The sequence below is a fragment of the Tessaracoccus lapidicaptus genome (genome assembly GCF_001693815.1).
GTDB classification, from domain to species: domain Bacteria; phylum Actinomycetota; class Actinomycetes; order Propionibacteriales; family Propionibacteriaceae; genus Arachnia; species Arachnia lapidicapta.
This window is the reverse complement of record NZ_MBQD01000020.1, coordinates 140,584-158,520: the sequence shown is the minus strand read 5'-3', so window position 1 is coordinate 158,520 and position 17,937 is coordinate 140,584. Positions and strand designations below refer to the sequence as shown.

At 71.3% G+C, this 17,937-nt stretch carries 15 protein-coding genes, 1 tRNA gene and 1 pseudogene; 5 read left to right on the top strand and 12 right to left on the bottom strand.

What is annotated here, in order from left to right; genetic code table 11:
* Nucleotides 1-16: 16 nt before the first annotated feature.
* The 11 genes and pseudogenes from BCR15_RS06040 to BCR15_RS05990 form a co-directional block, all read right to left on the bottom strand.
* Entirely contained in the window at nt 17-469 is a 453-nt protein-coding gene (locus BCR15_RS06040) for a hypothetical protein (RefSeq protein WP_141680050.1), read from the bottom strand.
* A complete protein-coding gene (locus tag BCR15_RS06035) occupies nt 462-1,601 on the bottom strand; it encodes an MraY family glycosyltransferase (RefSeq protein WP_068751287.1) in 1,140 nt (379 codons plus the stop codon). The genes BCR15_RS06040 and BCR15_RS06035 overlap by 8 nt, the downstream gene beginning before the upstream one ends.
* A gap of 22 nt (nt 1,602-1,623) precedes the next feature.
* Nucleotides 1,624-2,214, bottom strand: a pseudogene (locus BCR15_RS06030) (L-threonylcarbamoyladenylate synthase); the annotation flags it as partial.
* Between the two features lie 35 nt (nt 2,215-2,249).
* Nucleotides 2,250-3,107, bottom strand: a complete 858-nt coding sequence (prmC, locus tag BCR15_RS06025) for a peptide chain release factor N(5)-glutamine methyltransferase (RefSeq protein ID WP_068751285.1) — start codon at nt 3,105-3,107, stop codon at nt 2,250-2,252.
* Nucleotides 3,104-4,171 (bottom strand): peptide chain release factor 1, encoded by a 1,068-nt coding sequence (gene prfA / locus BCR15_RS06020; protein WP_068751284.1) that lies wholly within the window; start codon nt 4,169-4,171, stop codon nt 3,104-3,106. The genes prmC and prfA overlap by 4 nt, the downstream gene beginning before the upstream one ends.
* Nucleotides 4,172-4,251: 80 nt before the next feature.
* Nucleotides 4,252-4,464 (bottom strand): 50S ribosomal protein L31, encoded by a 213-nt coding sequence (gene rpmE / locus BCR15_RS06015; RefSeq protein ID WP_068751283.1) that lies wholly within the window; start codon nt 4,462-4,464, stop codon nt 4,252-4,254.
* Nucleotides 4,465-4,585: 121 nt separating this feature from the next.
* Nucleotides 4,586-6,409 carry a transcription termination factor Rho gene (gene rho, locus BCR15_RS06010; RefSeq protein WP_256094463.1) on the bottom strand — a complete coding sequence of 608 codons (1,824 nt, stop codon included), beginning with the start codon at nt 6,407-6,409 and terminating at the stop codon, nt 4,586-4,588.
* A 204-nt stretch (nt 6,410-6,613) separates the two neighbouring features.
* The gene (gene thrB, locus BCR15_RS06005) at nt 6,614-7,504 is read right to left on the bottom strand and encodes a homoserine kinase (RefSeq protein WP_068751281.1); all 891 of its coding nucleotides are present in this window, start codon (nt 7,502-7,504) and stop codon (nt 6,614-6,616) included.
* Between the two features lie 4 nt (nt 7,505-7,508).
* Entirely contained in the window at nt 7,509-8,819 is a 1,311-nt protein-coding gene (locus BCR15_RS06000; protein WP_068751280.1) for a homoserine dehydrogenase, read from the bottom strand.
* Nucleotides 8,816-10,219: a diaminopimelate decarboxylase gene (lysA, locus tag BCR15_RS05995; RefSeq protein ID WP_068751279.1), complete on the bottom strand. Its 1,404-nt coding sequence runs from the start codon at nt 10,217-10,219 to the stop codon at nt 8,816-8,818. The genes BCR15_RS06000 and lysA overlap by 4 nt, the downstream gene beginning before the upstream one ends.
* A 47-nt stretch (nt 10,220-10,266) precedes the next feature.
* Nucleotides 10,267-10,770, bottom strand: coding sequence for a hypothetical protein (locus BCR15_RS05990; RefSeq protein WP_068751278.1), 504 nt, complete (start codon nt 10,768-10,770; stop codon nt 10,267-10,269).
* 60 nt (nt 10,771-10,830) lie between these two features.
* On the opposite strand from BCR15_RS05990, the gene BCR15_RS05985 reads away from it, so the two are divergent.
* The 5 genes from BCR15_RS05985 (at nt 10,831) to galK (ending at nt 17,446) form a co-directional block, all read left to right on the top strand.
* Nucleotides 10,831-10,902 (top strand) — tRNA-Arg (locus tag BCR15_RS05985).
* A gap of 47 nt (nt 10,903-10,949) precedes the next feature.
* A complete protein-coding gene (locus BCR15_RS05980; RefSeq protein ID WP_068751277.1) occupies nt 10,950-12,248 on the top strand; it encodes a glycosyltransferase 87 family protein in 1,299 nt (432 codons plus the stop codon).
* An 88-nt stretch (nt 12,249-12,336) separates the two neighbouring features.
* A complete protein-coding gene (locus tag BCR15_RS05975; RefSeq protein ID WP_068751276.1) occupies nt 12,337-16,119 on the top strand; it encodes a multifunctional oxoglutarate decarboxylase/oxoglutarate dehydrogenase thiamine pyrophosphate-binding subunit/dihydrolipoyllysine-residue succinyltransferase subunit in 3,783 nt (1,260 codons plus the stop codon).
* A gap of 5 nt (nt 16,120-16,124) precedes the next feature.
* Nucleotides 16,125-16,304, top strand: coding sequence for a DUF6104 family protein (locus BCR15_RS05970; RefSeq protein ID WP_068751275.1), 180 nt, complete (start codon nt 16,125-16,127; stop codon nt 16,302-16,304).
* On the top strand, nt 16,304-17,446 hold the full coding sequence (gene galK, locus BCR15_RS05965; RefSeq protein ID WP_068751274.1) for a galactokinase: 1,143 nt from the start codon (nt 16,304-16,306) through the stop codon (nt 17,444-17,446). Before BCR15_RS05970 ends, galK begins: the two co-directional genes overlap by 1 nt.
* Before the next feature lies 1 nt (nt 17,447).
* On the opposite strand, the gene BCR15_RS05960 is transcribed toward galK, so the two are convergent.
* Entirely contained in the window at nt 17,448-17,825 is a 378-nt protein-coding gene (locus tag BCR15_RS05960) for a hypothetical protein (RefSeq protein ID WP_068751273.1), read from the bottom strand.
* Nucleotides 17,826-17,937 lie beyond the last annotated feature (112 nt).

Below are 17,937 nucleotides of genomic sequence, written 5' to 3'. Positions count from 1 at the left end.
TCATATTCCACGGCACTCAGTCCGCGACAGGGGGGTGGTACTCCGAGTCGTACACCGGATAGCGCTGGCGGGACGCCACGACGACCACGCCGGTGACCCAGGCGAGCACCGTCGCGACCACGCTGAGGAGGAGCCAGCCCTCGCGCAGGACGGGCCTGATCGCGGGCAGGTCGAGGATGAACCACAGCCCAGCGGCGATGCCGACGACCCGGACCGCGTAGCTCACCAGGACCAGGCCCATGCCCTGCAGGTCGGGCAGTTCCGCGGCGATCACCTCGATGGCCTGGCCCACCGAGTAGAAGATGACGACCGCGGCGAAACCGAGGGCCGCGGTCACGGCCGCACCCCGGCCCCCGAAGCCGAGCGCGCCGCCGATCACGAGCAGCCCGGCCAGGTGCCCGCCGACGAGCCCGCCGACCATCATCTCGCGGGCGCGACGGCTCGCGGGCCCCATCCCCCGCTCAGCCACGGCGGGCTGGATCGACGACGTCGGTGTCCGCAGGCAGTTCCGGCGGCGCGGACCGGACGGGACGCAGGGTCAGCACGACCACGACGACCAGGGCGAGGCCCAGCGCCCAGAGCGTCGGCGTCCCCGGTAACAGCGTGACGACCACCAGCCCGACCGTGACCACGGCGGTCCACCCGTACATGAGGAGAACCGCACCCCAGTGGGAGTGCCCGCGCGCCAGCAGCCGGTGGTGCAGGTGCTGCTTGTCGGGGTGGAAGACGTGCTGGCCGTTCCACGTCCGCCGCACCCAGGCGAGGACGAGGTCGAGGAAGGGCAGCGACAGCGCGGCCAGCGGGAGCAGGATCGGCAGCAGGGCAGGGAGCAGGTTCTCCCCCTGGGCGAGGGCGCCGGGGTCGAGCTGGCCCGTGAACGAGATCGTGCTCATGGCCATGAGCAGGCCCAGGAGCATGGCCCCGGAGTCGCCCATGAACATCTTGGCGGGGTGCACGTTGTGGAGCAGGAATCCGATGGCGATCCCGCAGGTGGCGACGGTGATGAGGCTCGCCGTCGTGGCCCGGATCAGCTCCTGCTCGTAGGCCAGGACGTAGGTGTAACTGAAGAAGGCGCCCGATCCGATGGCCACGATGCCGCCCGCGAGCCCGTCGAGCCCGTCGACGAAGTTGACGGCGTTGACGCACAGAGCGATGAAGAAGACGGTGACCAGGATGCTGGTGGCGTCGTCGAGCGCGACGATCCGGTTCGGCAGGGGGATCCAGTAGATCCGCACCCCCTGCAGGACCGCGACGCCCGCGGCGAGCACCTGCCCGCCGAGCTTGACCATCGCGGGCATGTCGTACTTGTCGTCGAGCACCCCGATGACGGTGATCACGAGCCCCGCCCACAGAACCGCAGACGCGTCGTGCTCGACGGCCGTATACCGGCCCAGGAAGGGCAGCTGGACCGCCAGGAGGAAGGCCATCGCCAGGCCGCCGAACATGGCGACGCCACCGAAGTACGGGATGGGCTGGGTGTGCACATCGCGGCTGCGCACACTGGCGAGCGCGCCGGTGCGGACCGCGATGTTGCGGCACAGGCCCGCCAGCAGGTGGGTCGTGCCGACCGCGACCAGCAGGACCAGCAGGTACTCGCGCATCGGGCGGCTAGCTCAGGTCCTCGACGCCCGGCGCCACCTCGCGCAGGGCCTCGAGCGAGACGGCCCCGCGCCGCAGGACGCGGCCCTCGGGGGTGGCGGCGAAGTCGACGATCGTGGAGGCCACTCCCCCGGTCACGGGACCGCCGTCGAGGTACACCGCGACCCGGTCCCCCAGCTGCTCGCGGGCCTCCGCGCAGTCGAGCGCGGCCGGGCGCCCCGACACGTTGGCGGAGCTGACCGCGAGCGGCCCGGTGCGTCGGAGCAGGGCGCGGGCGCCGTCGTGGTCCGGGACGCGCACGGCGACGGTGCCGCCCGTCTCGCCCAGCGACATGCCCGAGCGCGCCTGTGCCGTGACGATGAGCGTGAGACCGCCGGGCCAGAACGCCTTCGCGACGGCGGCCGCCGCGGGCGGTACGTCGTCGGCGATCGCCCTGAGCATCGAGGGCTCGGCGATGAGGACGGGCGGCGGCATGTCACGGCCGCGCTCCTTGGCGTCCAGGAGGCCTTGGACCGCGTCGGCGCTGAACGCGTTGGCGCCGATGCCGTAGACCGTGTCGGTCGGCAGCACGATGCACTGTCCGGCCCGGACGGCCTCGGCGGCGGCCTCGAGGGCGGCGGCGTCGTCGGTTCTGAGGTCGAAGGTGTTGGTCACGGGGCAATCCTGCCACCATCGGCGCCGCGGACGCCCGTCACGAACCGGGGGCGACCCGTGAGGTCGTACTGCGAGCTCACGTCCTCGAAGCCGGCCCCGGCGACAAGCTCCACGACGTCGGCCGCATGGCTGTCGTCGTGCTCGGTGGCCAGCAGGCCCCCGGCGCGCAGCAGGCGCCCGGCCACGCGGACGACGGTGCGGATGGCGTCGAGGCCGTCGGGTCCTGAGAACAGCGCGAGCCCGGGGTCGTGGTCCACGACGTCGCTGGGCAGCAGCGCCCGGTGCGTCTCCGGGATGTAGGGCGGGTTGACGATGACGAGATCCACTTGGCCGTCCAGCTGGGGCAGCGCGTCGGCCATGTCGCCGTGGACGACGTCGGCGCCCGTGCCGGCGAGGTTGTGCCGCAGGTAGGGCAGCGCGGCGTCGGACAGTTCGACGGCGTGCAGCTCCAGTCCGCCGAGCTCGTGCGCCAGGGACGCCGTGATCGCGCCGGAGCCGGCGCACAGCTCGACGACGCGGCGCCGGTCGGCGGGGCGGGCGGCCAGCTGGTCGAGCGCCCACCCGACCATGACCTCGGTCTCGGGGCGCGGGATGAACACGCCCGGCCCGACGGCGACGGTCTCGTAGCGGAAGTGCGCCTCGCCAGTCAGATGCTGCAGCGGCTCGCCCGCGGCGCGACGTTCCACCAGAGCGTCGATGGCCGCGCGCTGCGCGCGAGTGACGCCGTCGATGCGGATCAGCGACGCGACGTCGACGCCCAGGACGTGCGCGACGAGCTGCCGCGCCTCGGGGCCGGGGCTCGGGGAGCCGGATCGGGCGAGCACGGCGGCGACCTCGAACGCGGCCTCCGTCACCCGCCGACCCCTGCGAGGCGCTCGGCGAGATCCTGCTCGGCCAGGGCGTCGAGCAGCGGCGTCAGCGCGCCGTCGAGCACTTGGTCCAGGTTATGCGCCTTGTAGCCGATGCGATGGTCCGTGATCCGGTTCTCCGGGAAGTTGTAGGTGCGGATGCGCTCGGAGCGGTCGACGGTGCGCACCTGGGACTTGCGCGCCTGCGACGCCGCCGAGGCCGCCTCGGCCTCCGCGAGAGCGATCAGGCGGGCGCGCAGCATGCGCATGGCGGACTCGCGATTCTGCAGCTGGGAACGCTCGTTCTGGCACGACACCACGGTGCCGGTGGGCAGGTGGGTGATCCGGACCGCCGAGTCGGTGGTGTTGACGCCCTGGCCGCCGGGGCCCGAGGAGCGGTAGACGTCGATGCGGAGGTCGTCGTCGTTGATCTCGACCTCGTCCGCCTCGACATCGGGCATCACCAGCACGCCGGCGGCCGACGTGTGGATGCGGCCCTGGGACTCGGTGACGGGGACGCGCTGCACCCGATGGACGCCGCCTTCGAACTTCAGGCGGCCGTACGGCCCGTGCTCGTGACCGGAGGCGGCCTTGATCGCGACCGTCACCGACTTGTAGCCGCCCAGGTCCGTCTCCTGGGAGTCGAGTACCTCGATCTTCCAGCCCACCTGTTCGGCGTAGCGGGTGTACATCTTCAGCAGGTCGCCGGCGAACAGGGCCGACTCGTCGCCGCCCTCCCCCGACTTGATCTCCACCAGCGCGTCGGCGTCGTCGTTCGGGTCGCGCGGCGCGAGCAGCCGGGTCAGGCGCGCCGTGGCGGCCTCCAGCTGCAGGTCGAGTTCGGCCAGCTCGTCGGCGAACGACGGGTCGTCGGCGGCCAGTTCGGCGGCCGCCGCCCGGTCCTCGCTCACCCTGCGGAACTGGTCCAGGCCCTCCACCACCGGCCGCAGCGCGGCGTACCGGCGCCCCACCTTGCGCGACCGGGCCACGTCGGCGTGCAGCTCGGGGTCGGCCAGCTGGCGCTCCAGGTCGCGGTACTCGTCGACGAGGGGCTGGGCGTTGTCGAACACGGGGATCCTTCGGTGGCGTGGCGGGAAAATGCATCGGGCGCCGGGCGGGTGCGAACCCGTCCCGGCGCCCGAGGATGACGCTAGCTGGACTTCTTGGCGTAGCGGCGCTCGAAGCGGGCCACGCGGCCACCGGTGTCGAGGATCTTCTGCTTGCCGGTGTAGAACGGGTGGCACTCGGAGCAGACGTCGGCGCTCAGGGTGCCCTTCGTGCTGGTGCTCTTCGTGGTGAACGTGTTGCCGCAGGTGCAGTGGACCTGGGTCTCGACGTAATCAGGGTGGATGCCCTGCTTCATGATGGATCTCCTCGGGTGAAGGTGGCCGGGTCGCCGGCCCTGAGACGGGCCTGGAGGTACGCGTGAACCGGCGCAGCTACCTATTCTGCCGCGCCGGCCCCGGAAATCAAACTCCGCGCGCTCAGCCCTCGGCCGCGGGGGTGGTCTTCAGGACGCTGAGCAGGAACTCGTGGTTGCTCTGCGTCTTGGCCATCCGCGACTTCAGGGTCTCGAGCGCCTGCTGGTCGTCGAGTCCGGACAGGGCCCGGCGCAGCTTCCAGATGATGTTGAGCTCGTCGCGACCCAGCAGCAGGTCCTCGCGCCGGGTGCCCGAGGCGTCGACGTCGATCGCGGGGAAGATGCGCTTGTCGGCCAGCTCGCGGCGCAGGCGCAGCTCCATGTTGCCCGTGCCCTTGAACTCCTCGAAGATGACCTCGTCCATCTTGGAGCCCGTCTCGATGAGCGCGGTGGCCAGGATGGTGAGCGAGCCACCGTCTTCGATGTTGCGGGCGGCACCGAAGAACTTCTTCGGCGGGTACAGCGCCGCCGAGTCGACACCACCGGACAGGATGCGGCCCGAGGCCGGCGCCGCCAGGTTATAGGCGCGGCCGAGGCGCGTGATGCCGTCGAGCAGCACGACGACGTCGTGGCCGAGCTCGACCAGGCGCTTGGCGCGCTCGATCGCGAGCTCGGAGACCATGGTGTGGTCCTCGGCCGGGCGGTCGAACGTCGAGGCGATGACCTCGCCGGAGACTGTGCGCTGGAAGTCGGTGACCTCCTCGGGACGCTCGTCCACGAGCACCACCATGAGGTGGACCTCGGGGTTGTTCGCGGCGATCGCGTTCGCGATGGCCTGCATGATCATGGTCTTGCCCGCCTTGGGCGGCGACACGATCAGGCCGCGCTGGCCCTTGCCGATGGGCGAGACCAGGTCGATGATCCGGCCGGTGATGTTGTTCTGCACGGTCTCGAGGCGCAGCCGCTCCTGCGGATAGAGCGGGGTGAGCTTGGCGAACTCGGGGCGGCCCTTGGCCTTCTCCGGATCGTCGCCGTTGACCGTGTCGAGGCGCACCAGCGGGTTGAACTTCTCCTTGCGCTCGCCCTCACGCTGCGCGCGGATCGCGCCGGTGATGACGTCGCCGCGGCGCAGACCGTAGCGCCGCACCGTCGACATCGACAGGTAGGCATCGTTGGGGCCGGGCAGGTACCCGGAGGTGCGGACGAACGCATAGTTGTCCTGGATGTCGACGATGCCGGAGATCTGGACGAGCACGTCGCCCTCGCCGACGGTGGGCTCGGCCTCCATGCGCTCCATGCCCCCCTGGCTTCCCCGGGTGGGGCGCCGGTTGGTCTGCCGCTCGCGGTTACGGCGTCGACGGCTGCGGCGCGAGCCGCCCTGATCGTCGTCGTAGCCCACGGGCTCGATGGTGACCGACGCGGGGGCCGGCGGCGCTGAGGCCGCGGCAGCGGGTGCGCGGCCGCCGCCCTTGGCCGCTTCGAGGAGTTCGCCCACCTCGTCGATGACGTCCTGCTGCGGGATGGTGGTCTCGCCCTGGGGGGCGCGGTCGCGGTTACGGCGGCGGCGGTTGCGGCCGCTCGGCTCGCCGTCGCCACGGTCCTGGCGCGGCTCTTCCTGGCGGCGCGGCTCCTCGGAGCGCTGCTCCTGGGCCGCGGGCGCGGCCTCCCCCGCGGGGGAGGCCGGTTCCCCAGCCGGACGCGACGCGGCGCGACGGCTGCGCGGAGGGCGCTGGGGCTCGGCCCCGGCGTCGACGAGCGTCTCCTGGGGGGCCGCCTGCTCCCGCTCGGGGCGGGGCGCTCGGGCGGCGGGGGCGCCGCCCCCGGCGGACTGGATGGCGGAGACCAGGTCACCCTTGCGCATGGCGGATGCGCCCTTGATGCCCAGTCTGGCTGCGACGGACTTGAGTTCGACCAGCTTCATTCCGGACAGGTCAACGGATTCGCTCAAGGAAAGTTCCCTTCATGGAGCCGTGCGGGCAGCCTCTCAATGCGGCCGACGGCGTCAAAGTGGTGGAGTACTGGGCGCGGAAGTGGCCGGGTGGATGATCGCCCCGGCGGCGCCTCGTGGTAAACCGCGCTCCAGCCTAGCAAGTCGGAGGGCCTGCGACCAAAGACGCGCCCGAATCGCCGCGCGCGGCCCGGGGCGGGGCCGTCAGCCGACGTGCAGTTCGACGCCCCCGGCGGGACGCAGCCGGTGCACCGCGAACCCGGCGCCGGGCACGGAGCCGGCCGGATCCAGCTGGTCCGGGAGCCCGACGGCGATCACGGTGGGGCCCGCGCCGGAGATGGCCGCCGGCACACCGGCCGCCCTCAGCCGCAGCATGAGGTCGTAGGCGGGCCGCATGAGGTCCGCCCGGTACTGCTGGTGCAGCCGGTCCGCCGTCGCGTCCAGCAGCAGGTCGGGGCGGAGCGTGAGGGCGAGCGGCAGGGCGGCAGCCGCGATGGCCTGCGCGACGGCGTCAGCCCGCCCCACGGTGTCGGGCAGGACGCGGCGGGCGTCGTCGGTGCGGCACTCGAAGCCGGGCACATACGCCACGGCCCCGAAGCCCTCGGGCAGCGGCAGCTGCACCAGCGACACCTTGCCGTCGCGGGCCCAGGCGAGGATGGCGCCGCCCCACACGGCCGCCCCCGCGTTGTCCGGATGTCCCTCGGCAGCGGTGGCGAGGCGCGTGAGCGCCGCCCGGTCCAGCGGCTGGCCGGGGCGGGCGACGCCCCAGGCCAGCGCGAGGCCCGCGACGATGGCGGCCGCCGACGAGCCCAGGCCGCGCGAGTGCGGGATGGTGTTGTGCGCCGTGAACCGCAGACCCGGGGGGCGCTCGCCCCCGAAGGCGGCCAGGCCCTCGAGGAACGTCGCCACGACCAGGTGCCGTTCGTCGCGCGGCACGTCCGCCGCGCCTTCGCCGGTGACCATGACCTCCAGGCCCGGCGTGTCGTGCGTCTCGAGCGTCAGCTCGTCGAACCAGTCGAACGCCATGCCGACGCAGTCGAACCCCGAGCCCAGGTTCGCGGTGGTCGCGGGGACCCGGACGACGAGCCGGCCCATCGACTCAGAAGCCCTCGACGCGCAGGACGCGCACGTCGGATCCGACGAAGTCGGACCGGCGGAGTTCCTCGACGACGACCGCGAGGTCGCTCTCCCGCGTGAGGTGCGTCATGACGCCGAGCCGGGCGGCGAAACCGCTGGCGTCGGCCCCCTCCCGGTCGGCCAGGTAGCTCTGCTGCACCACCCGCAGCGACACGCCGTGATCGCCGAAGATGCCGGCGCAGCGGGCCAGGATGCCGGGGCGGTCGACGACGTCGAAGCTCACGTAGAACTGCGCCTCGGACTCGCCGATGGGGGCGACCGCACGGCTGCTGGAGCTGGAGCCGCGGTGGCTGGCGGTGCCGCGGTGGCGGTTGCGGGCCACGGTGACGACGTCGCCCATGACGGCGCTGGCCGTCGGAGCGCCACCGGCGCCCTGACCGAGGAACATCAGCTCGCCGGCCTCGCGAGAGTTGACGAAGATGGCGTTGTACGCGCCCGAGACCGTGGCCAGGGGGTGCTTGTTGGCCACCATGGCCGGGTGCACCTTGACGATGACGCGGTCGTCGTCGGTCAGTTTCGCGATCGCCAGCAGCTTGATGGTGCAGCCCATCTGCTCGGCGGCAGCGATGTCGTCCTCGGTGACACCCGTGATGCCCTCGCAGAAGACCTCGTCGCGGCGCACCTCCGTGTGGAAGGCGAGTCCCGCCAGGATCGCGGCCTTGGCGGCGGCGTCGTGGCCCTCGACGTCCGCCGTCGGGTCCGCCTCGGCGTAGCCGAGCTGCTGCGCCTCGGCCAGGGCCGCGTCGAAGCTGCTGCCGTCGCTGACCATCTTGTCGAGGATGTAGTTGGTGGTGCCGTTGACGATGCCCATGACCGCGGTGATGTCGTCGCCGACGAGGGACTCGCGCAGCGGCCGGACGATCGGGATGGCGCCCGCGACGGCCGCCTCGTAGTAGAGATCGACGCCCTTGGCCTCCGCCGCCCGCGACAGCTCCCCGAGGTCGTCGGCCAGCAGCGCCTTGTTCGCCGACACGACGGAGGCGCCGTTGGCGATGGCCGTGAGCAGCAGGGTGCGGGCGGGCTCGATGCCGCCGATGAGCTCGATGACGATGTCGAGGTCCTTGCGGGCCACCAGCGACTCGAGGTCCGTGGTCAGCAGCGCGGGGTCGATGCCGGGGCGCTCGGCCTCCAGCCGCCGCACGCCGATGCCGACCAGCTCGAGCCGGCGACCGATGCGCGCCTCGAGCGTGGGGCCCTCGTTGAGGATGATGCGGGCCACCTGGGACCCGACGACGCCAGCGCCGAGCAGCGCGACCTTGAGCGGCTTGCTCACTCTCCCACGTCCAATCTCATGAGGTCGTCGAGCGTCTCGCGGCGCAGCATCACGCTCGTGGCACCGTCCTTCGCCGAGACGACCGGGGGCTTCGGAATCTGATTGTAGTTGCTGGCCATGCTGCGGGCGTAGGCGCCGGAGCCGGGCACGGCGATGAGGTCGCCGATGGTCACGTCGGCCGGGAGGAAGACGTCGCGGATCAGGATGTCGCCCCCCTCGCAGTGCTTGCCGACGACGCGGCTGAGGACCGGCTCGGCGTCGGAGGTGCGGTTGGCCAGCGCGGCGGAGTACTCGGCCGCGTACAGCGCCGGGCGGATGTTGTCGCTCATGCCGCCGTCGACGCTGATGTACACGCGCGAGCGCCCGCCCTCGAGGTCCACCACCTTGACGGTGCCGACCTCGTAGACGGCGACGCCGGCAGGTCCGCAGATCGCCCGGCCCGGTTCGATGGACAGGTGCGGGCGCTGGAGCCCGAACGCCCGGCACTCGTGGTCGATCATCTCCTCGAAGGCGGCCGCGATGTCGCCGGTCGGCTCCGGGGTGTCGGCGGAGGTGTAGGCGATGCCGAAGCCGCCCCCGAGGTCCAGTTCGGGCAGCTCGACCCCCGTGGCGGTCCGGAACTGCGACGCCAGCCGCATGGTGCGGCGGATGGCCACCTCGAAGCCGTGCGTGTCGAAGATCTGCGATCCGATGTGGCTGTGGATGCCGGCCAGATCCAGGTACTGCGAGCTGTGGCAACGCACCAGGGCGGTCAGGGCCTGCCCGCCCGTGATCGACATCCCGAACTTCTGGTCCTCGTGGGCGGTCGCGATGTACTCGTGGGTGTGCGCCTCGACTCCGGTGGTGACCCGGACCATGACGCGGGCGCGGTGGCCGCCGTCGACGCAGGCCCGCTCGAGGCGTGCGATCTCGTCGAAGGAGTCGACGATGATGCGCCCGACGCCCTGCTCGAGCGCGAAGCGGATCTCCTCGTCGGACTTGTTGTTGCCGTGGAGCCCCAGCCGGGCGGCGGGCATGCCGCCGGCGAGCGCGATGCGCATCTCCCCCATCGTCGTGACGTCGAGCCCCAGGCCCTCCTCCGCGGCCCAGCGGGCGACCCGCCGGGTGAGCAGCGCCTTGCCGGCGTAGTAGATGTCCCAGGTCGGGAACGCGGTGCGGAACTCGCGGGCCCGCGAGCGGAAGTCCTCCTCGTCGATGACGTAGACGGGCGTCCCGTGTTCGCGTGCCACGTCGGTCAGCGGCGCGCCGGCGACGACGATGCGGCCCTGGTCGTCGCGGACCGTGCCCCGCGGCCAGAGCTTGGGGTCGAGCGCGTTGAGGTCGCGCGGTACCTCGAGCCACTGCGGCCCTCCGTGCGCGGCGTCCGCGTGGATCGACCCGGCGATGTGCATGTGCGTCATGGCGCCCAAGCCTGCCAGAGGCCCGCCCCCGGCCGCCATCGGCCGGCTCAGCCCGAGACGACGACGCGATCCAGTCCGCGGAGCACGAGCGACGGCGGATCGGCGACCGGCTCGCCGTCGGCGGTCACGACGAGGTCGCCGCAGGCCCCGCCCACGCAGTCGGAGTCGAGCCGGACCCCCCAGAGCGTGAAGAACTCGCCCAGCGTCACGTCGCGATTGCCTTCGCCCTCGAGCCAGATCTCGCCGCCCGGCGCGTGCGTGTGGACCGGCGCCTGGACCGCGCGCAGCCGGTCCACGCCGATGTACGCCGGTACCTCCACCTCGCGGCCGTCGACGGTCACCGTGAGGTCGAGGATCCAGGGATCGGAATCGGTGTCGAGCGGCTGCTCGGGCAACCCCGCGGCCTCGATGTAGGCCACGCCGTCGCGCGGGGCGTCCCACGGCGGAGCCGAGTCGCGCAGGACCGCCGGGCCGGGGTCGGGGCGCGACACGCAGCCGACAGGCAGTGCGATCAGGATCATCGCCAGCACGGACGTCAGCAGTGGCCTCACGCCGACCACCGTAGCCGGAAACGACAGAACCGCTCACGAGGTGCTAACCTTTCCGGGCCAGCCCCCGTAGCTCAGGGGATAGAGCACCGCCCTCCGGAGGCGGGAGCCGAGGTTCGAATCCTCGCGGGGGCGCTCAGCGCCCGATGGCCCCAGGCCTCGCTGGTAGGAGACGTGAGTCCGTGAGACATGCCGCACCACGAGTCCATCTCCCCCGGACGGCCGTCGCCGGACTCCTCATCGCGGTGTTCATCCTCACCCGCTACGTGTCGTACCGGTTCCTGGAACTGGAGTCGGTGGCGTTCATCGCCAACGACGTCTCCTATTACGGCTACCACCTCTTCCGCCTCGACGAGGGCGAGACCGGCGTCATGGTCGAGTACCCCGTCCCCGCCGTGTGGATCCTGCAGGCGATCTACCGCCTCGGCGGCGGCTGGCAGACGTGGACGTCGGTCTACGCCACGGTGTTCGTACTCCTCGACGCTCTGGTCGCGATCTCCTTCCACCGCCGCGACAACGCCGCCGGCGCGCTGTTCTGGATCCTGTTCACCGGCCTGCAGGGCGCCATCGTCTGGTTCCGCTTCGACCTGATCCCGGCGGCGCTGGTCGCCTGGGCGTGTCTGCTGCTCATCCGGGCGCCCGCCGTCTCCGGAGCACTCGTCGGGCTCGGAGCGGCGATCAAGCTGTGGCCGGCGCTCCTCATCGCGCCGATGCTGACGCCCCACCCTTGGCGCTCCCGGTCCGCTCGCCTGCGGCTGATCGGGTTCGTGGTGGTGGGGTTCGGCCTCGCCGCCGCGTCGCTGGTGAGCAGCGGCTGGGACCGCTCCGCCTCCCCCATCACCTGGCAGTCCGACCGGGGCCTGCAGATCGAATCGGTCCCCGCGACACCGCTCATGGTGTTGCGCACGTTCACCGCCAACCCGTCGTGGGACGTGTTCTTGTCCCCGTACAACGCGCTGGAGCTGAGGGGCCCCCACGCCGACACCATGCTGCTGACCAGTTCGGTGCTCACGGTGCTCTCCGTCGCCGCCACCGGCTATCTGACGCTGCGCCTGGCCCGGGCGCGCGGCCTCCGCGGGCAGGACCGGGAGGTGGCCATCCTGCTGGCCGTCCTCACGATCGTGCTGGCCACCCTCATCAGCAACAAGACGCTCTCGCCGCAGTACGTGCTGTGGCCGGGAGGGCCGGTGGCCGCGCTGCTCGTCGCGCCGCTGGACGGCGGGCTGCGGCGACACGTGCATGTGCAGGCCGCCGGCATGCTGCTCGTGGCGCTACTGACGCAGCTGACCTATCCGTGGGGCGCCTACGGCATCATGGCCATCCCGCTGGGCTCCGGGCCCGAGACGTCGGTCCTCGTCCTGCGCAATCTGCTGCTCGTGGCCCTCACCGGGCACAGCTTCGTGCTCACCCTCCGGGCCACCGGACGGGGAGCCGGCAACACCCCCGTCCGGGGGCGTGCGTCGTCGCCACAGCCCTCGTGAGTGTGGGTAAGCTGCCCAGTAGCAGCAGCCGCAGTCGTCTGCGGCCGACGGGACTCACAGAGGGGATCGTGGCCTCCGCCACTCACACATGTCAGCACCTGACTCACTGGACTCTTTCGGGGCGAATGCATGGCTGATCGACGAGATGCGGGAGGCCTACCAGGCCGATCCCAGCTCCGTCGATCCGGAATGGCGCAAGCTGTTCGAGACTGAGGGGGCTCCCGCGCAGCCCACCGCCGCGCCACCCGCCCCTCAGGCGGCCGAGCAGCCGTCCGAGGCACAGCCCGCCGTGACCCCCGCACCGCCGCAGCAGAGCGCCAAGCCCGTCGAGGCGGCGAAGGGCGATGGGGAGCCCAAGGACCAGCCCGCCGCCGACGGCGAGGCCGCACCGGCCCGGCCCGCGCAGAAGTCCATGGTGGAGCGGCGGCCCAAGGGCGGCGAGCGCCCGGCCAACCCCGGCTCCGGGTCGACGCTGTCGGCCAACGCCCCCAACCCCGCGCTGCGGCCCGAGCCCACCGCCGCGCAGCCGAAGTACACGGTCCTGCGCGGCGCCCCGATGCGCACGGCCAAGAACATGGAGTCGTCGCTGACGGTCCCGACGGCCACCTCCGTCCGCTCCGTCCCCATGAAGCTCGTCATCGACCAGCGCACGGTCATCAACAACTTCCTGCGCACCTCCAAGGGCGGGAAGGTCTCCTTCACGCACCTGATCGGCTACGCGATGGTCAAGGCGCTGGCGGCCATGCCGGATATGAACAACGCCTACGACGTCGTCGACGGCAAGCCCACCCTCATCGAGAACCCCTCCATCAACCTCGGCATCGCCATCGACATCCGCAAGGGCGACACCCGACAGCTGCTGGTGCCCAACATCAAGGGCTGCGAGAACCTCAACTTCTTCCAGTTCTGGTCCGCCTACGAGCAGGTGGTCAAGAAGACCCGCGACGGCGACCTGCAGGTCAGCGACTTCGCGGGCACGACGGCGTCGCTCACCAACCCCGGCGGCATCGGCACCAACCACTCCGTGCCTCGCCTCATGAACGGGCAGGGCGTCATCCTCGGCGTCGGCAACATCGACTATCCGGCCGAGTTCCAGGGCATGAGCCCGTCGAAGCTCACCGAGCTGGGCGTGTCCAAGGTCACGACCCTCACCAGCACGTACGACCACCGCGTCATCCAGGGCGCCACCTCCGGCGAGTTCCTCAAGAAACTCCATGGCCTGCTCCTCGGCGAGGACCGGTTCTACGACGAGATCTTCGAGGCTCTGCGCATCCCCTACGAGCCCCTGCGCTGGTCACCGGACATCTCGGCGCACCGTGACTCGCAGGTGAGCAAGACGGCCCGCGTGCTGGAGCTGGTCAACGCGTACCGCACGTTCGGCCACCTCGTCGCGGACACCGATCCGCTCGAGTACCGGCAGCGGGCGCACGAGGACCTGCGCCTCGAGGCGCACGGCCTGTCGATCTGGGACCTGGACCGCGAGTTCGCGGTCGGGACCTTCGGCGGCAAGGAGCGCGTCTACCTGCCGCTGCGCGACATCATCGGCATCCTGCAGGACTCCTACACCCGCACCATCGGCGTCGAGTACATGCACATCGCCGACCCGCGTCAGCGCGAGTGGTTCCAGCAGCGGATGGAGCGGCCGCACACGCCGCTGACGCACGAGGAACACATGCACGCGCTGGACAAGCTCAACGAGGCCGAGGTCTTCGAGACGTTCCTGCAGACGAAGTTCGTGGGTCAGAAGCGCTTCTCGCTGGAGGGCGGCGAGTCGCTGATCGTGCTGCTGGACGAGATCGCCCAGCGGGCCGCGAACGACTCCCTCGACGAGGTGTGCATCGGCATGCCGCACCGCGGCCGCCTCAACGTGCTCGCCAACGTCGTCGGGAAGAAGTACGCCCAGATCTTCAAGGAGTTCGACGGCCAGGTCGACCGCACCGGCACCGGCGACGTCAAGTACCACCTCGGCGCGGAGGGCACCTTCGTCGCGGCCAACGGCGCCACCATCAAGGCGTCGGTCGCGGCGAACCCGTCGCACCTCGAGGCGGTCAACCCGGTGCTCCAGGGCATCGCCCGCGCCAAGCAGGACACGCTGGCGGCCGACGACTACCCGGTCCTGCCGCTGACGCTGCACGGCGACGCGTCGTTCTCGGGCCAGGGCGTGGTGTTCGAGACCCTGCAGATGAGTCAGCTGCGCGGATACAAGACCGGTGGCACCATCCACGTGGTCGTCAACAACCAGGTGGGGTTCACGACGGCGCCGACGGAGTCGCGCAGCTCGACGTACTGCACGGACGTCGCCAAGTCGATCTCCGCACCCGTCCTGCACGTCAACGGCGACGACCCGGACGCCTGCATCCGGGCCGCCCGCGTCGCGTTCGACTACCGGCAGCGCTACCACAAGGACGTCGTCATCGACCTCATCTGCTACCGCCGCCGCGGCCACAACGAGGGCGACGACCCGAGCTTCACGCAGCCGAACATGTACGACCTCATCGAGCAGAAGCGCTCGACGCGGCGCCTCTACACCGAGTCCCTCATCGGCCGCGGCGACATCTCCATGGCCGACGCCGAGGACGTCATGAACCGGTTCCGCGCCCGCCTCGAGAACGTGTTCCGCGAGGTGCGCGAGACCACCGAGGCCGACGACGACTACCGCAAGGTGCCCTACTACCCGACGAAGCCCGACGCCCGGCTCACCGAGATCACCCCGGAGATGCTCAGGACGATCGCGGAGGTGCACACGCAGTTCCCCGACGGGTTCACGGTGCACCCGAAGGTCATGCCGCAGCTCGAGCGCCGCGCGCACGCGATCCTCGAGGGACCGATCGACTGGGCGACGGCCGAGATGATCGCCATCGGCTCGCTGCTCATGGAGCGCCGGCCCGTGCGGTTGGCCGGCCAGGACTCGCGGCGCGGCACGTTCTCGCAGCGCTTCGCCGCCATCGTGGACCGGGTCACCAACGAGGCCTGGGTGCCGCTCAAGCACCTCACCGAGGACCAGGGCACGTTCGACGTGTTCGACTCGCTGCTCAGCGAGTACGCCGCGCTCGGCTTCGAGTACGGGTACTCGGTGGCACGCCCGGACGCGCTGGTGATGTGGGAGGCCCAGTTCGGCGACTTCGTCAACGGCGCCCAGATCATCTCCGACGAGTTCGTCGCCGCCGGCAACGCGAAGTGGACCCAGAAGTCCGGTGTGGTGCTGCTGCTCCCTCACGGCTACGAGGGTCAGGGCCCGGACCACAGCTCGGCGCGCATCGAGCGCTGGCTGCAGCTGTGCGCGGAGAACGCGCTGGCCGTGTGCCAGCCGTCGACACCGGCCAGCTACTTCCACCTGCTGCGCCAGCACGCCTACGTCAACTACCACCGCCCCGTGGTGATCGCGACGCCCAAGTCGATGCTGCGCAACAAGCTGGCCACGTCCCATCCGGAGGACTTCACCTCCGGCGCCTGGCACCCGGTGCTGGACGACCCGACCATCGACGACCCGTCGAAGGTCAAGCGCCTCATCCTCTGCTCCGGGAAGGTGCGCTGGGACCTCGTCGCCCGCCGAGAGCAGCTCGGCCACGACGGCAGCATCGCGATCGTCGCGCTCGAGCGGCTGTACCCGCTGCCCAGCGAGGAGCTCGCGCGGGCGCTGCAGCGATACGCGCACGTCGACGACGTGCGATTCGTGCAGGACGAGCCGGAGAACCAGGGGGCCTGGCCCTTCCTGTCCGTGCACCTGCCCGGCGACGTCAAGCGCCACCTGCCGGACTACGACCTCACCATGACACTGGTGGCCCGCGAGTGGTCGTCGGCGCCGTCGGTGGGCTCGCTCAAGGTTCACAAGGGCCAGGAGGAGGACCTCCTCACCGCGGCGCTAGGCTGACGGCCGTGTATTTCACGGACCGAGGGCTCGAGGAGCTCACAGACCGGCGCGGCCACGAGGAGGTCACCTTCGAGTGGCTGGCCGAGCAGATGCGCACGTTTGTTGACCTGTTCCCGGAGTTCGAGACTCCGGTCGAGCGGCTGGCCTCCTGGCTCGCGCGCCTCGACGACGACGAGGAGGACTGATGCTCGATCTCGACGCGCTGCGGGCGCGCTACCGGCAGATCACGGAGGCGGAGCCGGAGGGGCTCTGGTTCGCCCCCGGCCGGGTGAACCTCATCGGTGAGCACACCGATTACAACGACGGGTTCGTCCTGCCGTTCGCCCTGGAGCGGAAGGCCGTCATCGCCGGCGGTCGGCGCACGGATGACACGCTCGTCCTGGTGTCGCTGGAACTGGACGACGAGGTGCGCGTGCCCCTCGCCGACCTGGCCCCGGGCACCCAGGGTTGGTCGTCGTACCTGGCCGGGGTGGCCTGGGCGCTGCGCGAGGCCGGCCACGACGTCGGCGGCGCCACGCTGGTCATGACGTCCGACGTGCCGCTGGGGGCCGGCCTGTCCAGCTCAGCGGCCATCGAGTGCGCGACCGTGGCCGCGCTGGCCGACCTCTACGACCTCGACATCGCGAAGATGGATCGGGCGAGGCTCGCCCGCGTGGCGGAGAACGACTACGTCGGCGCCCCCACCGGGCTCCTCGACCAGGCCGCGAGCACGCTGTGCGAGGCGGATGCCGGGCTGTTCCTGGACTGTCGGACGCTCGAGACGCAGCAGGTGCCGCTGCCGATGGCGGAACAGGGCTACGAGATCCTGGTGCTCGACACCAAGACCCCGCACAGCCACGTCGACGGCGAGTACGGCGCCCGGCGCGCTTCCTGCGAGGCGGCGGCCTCGATCCTGGGGATCCCCGCTTTGCGTGACGTCACCGACCTCGACGACGCGCTCGGCCGCCTCGACGACGAGACGCTGCGGCGACGCGTTCGCCACGTCGTCACCGAGAACCAACGCGTGCTCGACGCGTTCGAGGTGGCGCGGTCGGACGACCTCGCCGCGCTGGCGCCCCTGCTCGACGCGTCGCACGTCTCCATGCGCGACGACTACGAGATCACGGTGCCCACCGTCGACCTGGCGGTGGAGGCTGCGCGGGCCGCCGGCGCCCTCGGCGCGCGCATGACGGGTGGCGGCTTCGGCGGCTGCATCATCGCGCTCACCAGGGCGGGCGAGGCCGACGGGATCGGCCGGGCCGTCGCCGACGCGTTCACCGAGGCCGGCTACGGCGCTCCCGAATGGTTCTCCGCGACGCCCGCCCCCGGGGCGGGACGGCTCGCCTGACTCAGCCCACCCGGTCGAGCTCGCGGCGGCCCACGGCCAGCACAGCCGTCACCACCGTCGCGAGCACGACCGGCAACACCAGCAGACTTCCGACGAACTGCGCTCGGTCGGCGGTGGTGAGGAAGCTACCGACCACCAGCAGGTGCAACAGCGAGGACGCCACGACGAGGCCCAGCGCCCAGTGCTGACGCCTCGTCACCGCCCAGGCGACGAGCAGCAGCATGAGGCCGTAGCCCACCAGCACGGCGGCCACGCCGACCCCGAAGGTACGGGCGTTCGCCGCGACGGTGCCCACCCCGATCCCCACGATCGCGAGCCCCGCGACGGCGGTGAGCAACACGGGAACGGCCAACAAGGGGCGGCGCAGCACGTCGGACATGCGTCCGAGCGTGCCGCACGTGAGACGGGGCCACAAATCCGGTCCGCGTTTGCGGGTCGCCCACCCGCAGGCGCCCTCTATTGCCTATCGTTGGTTCGACGAGTAACCTGCA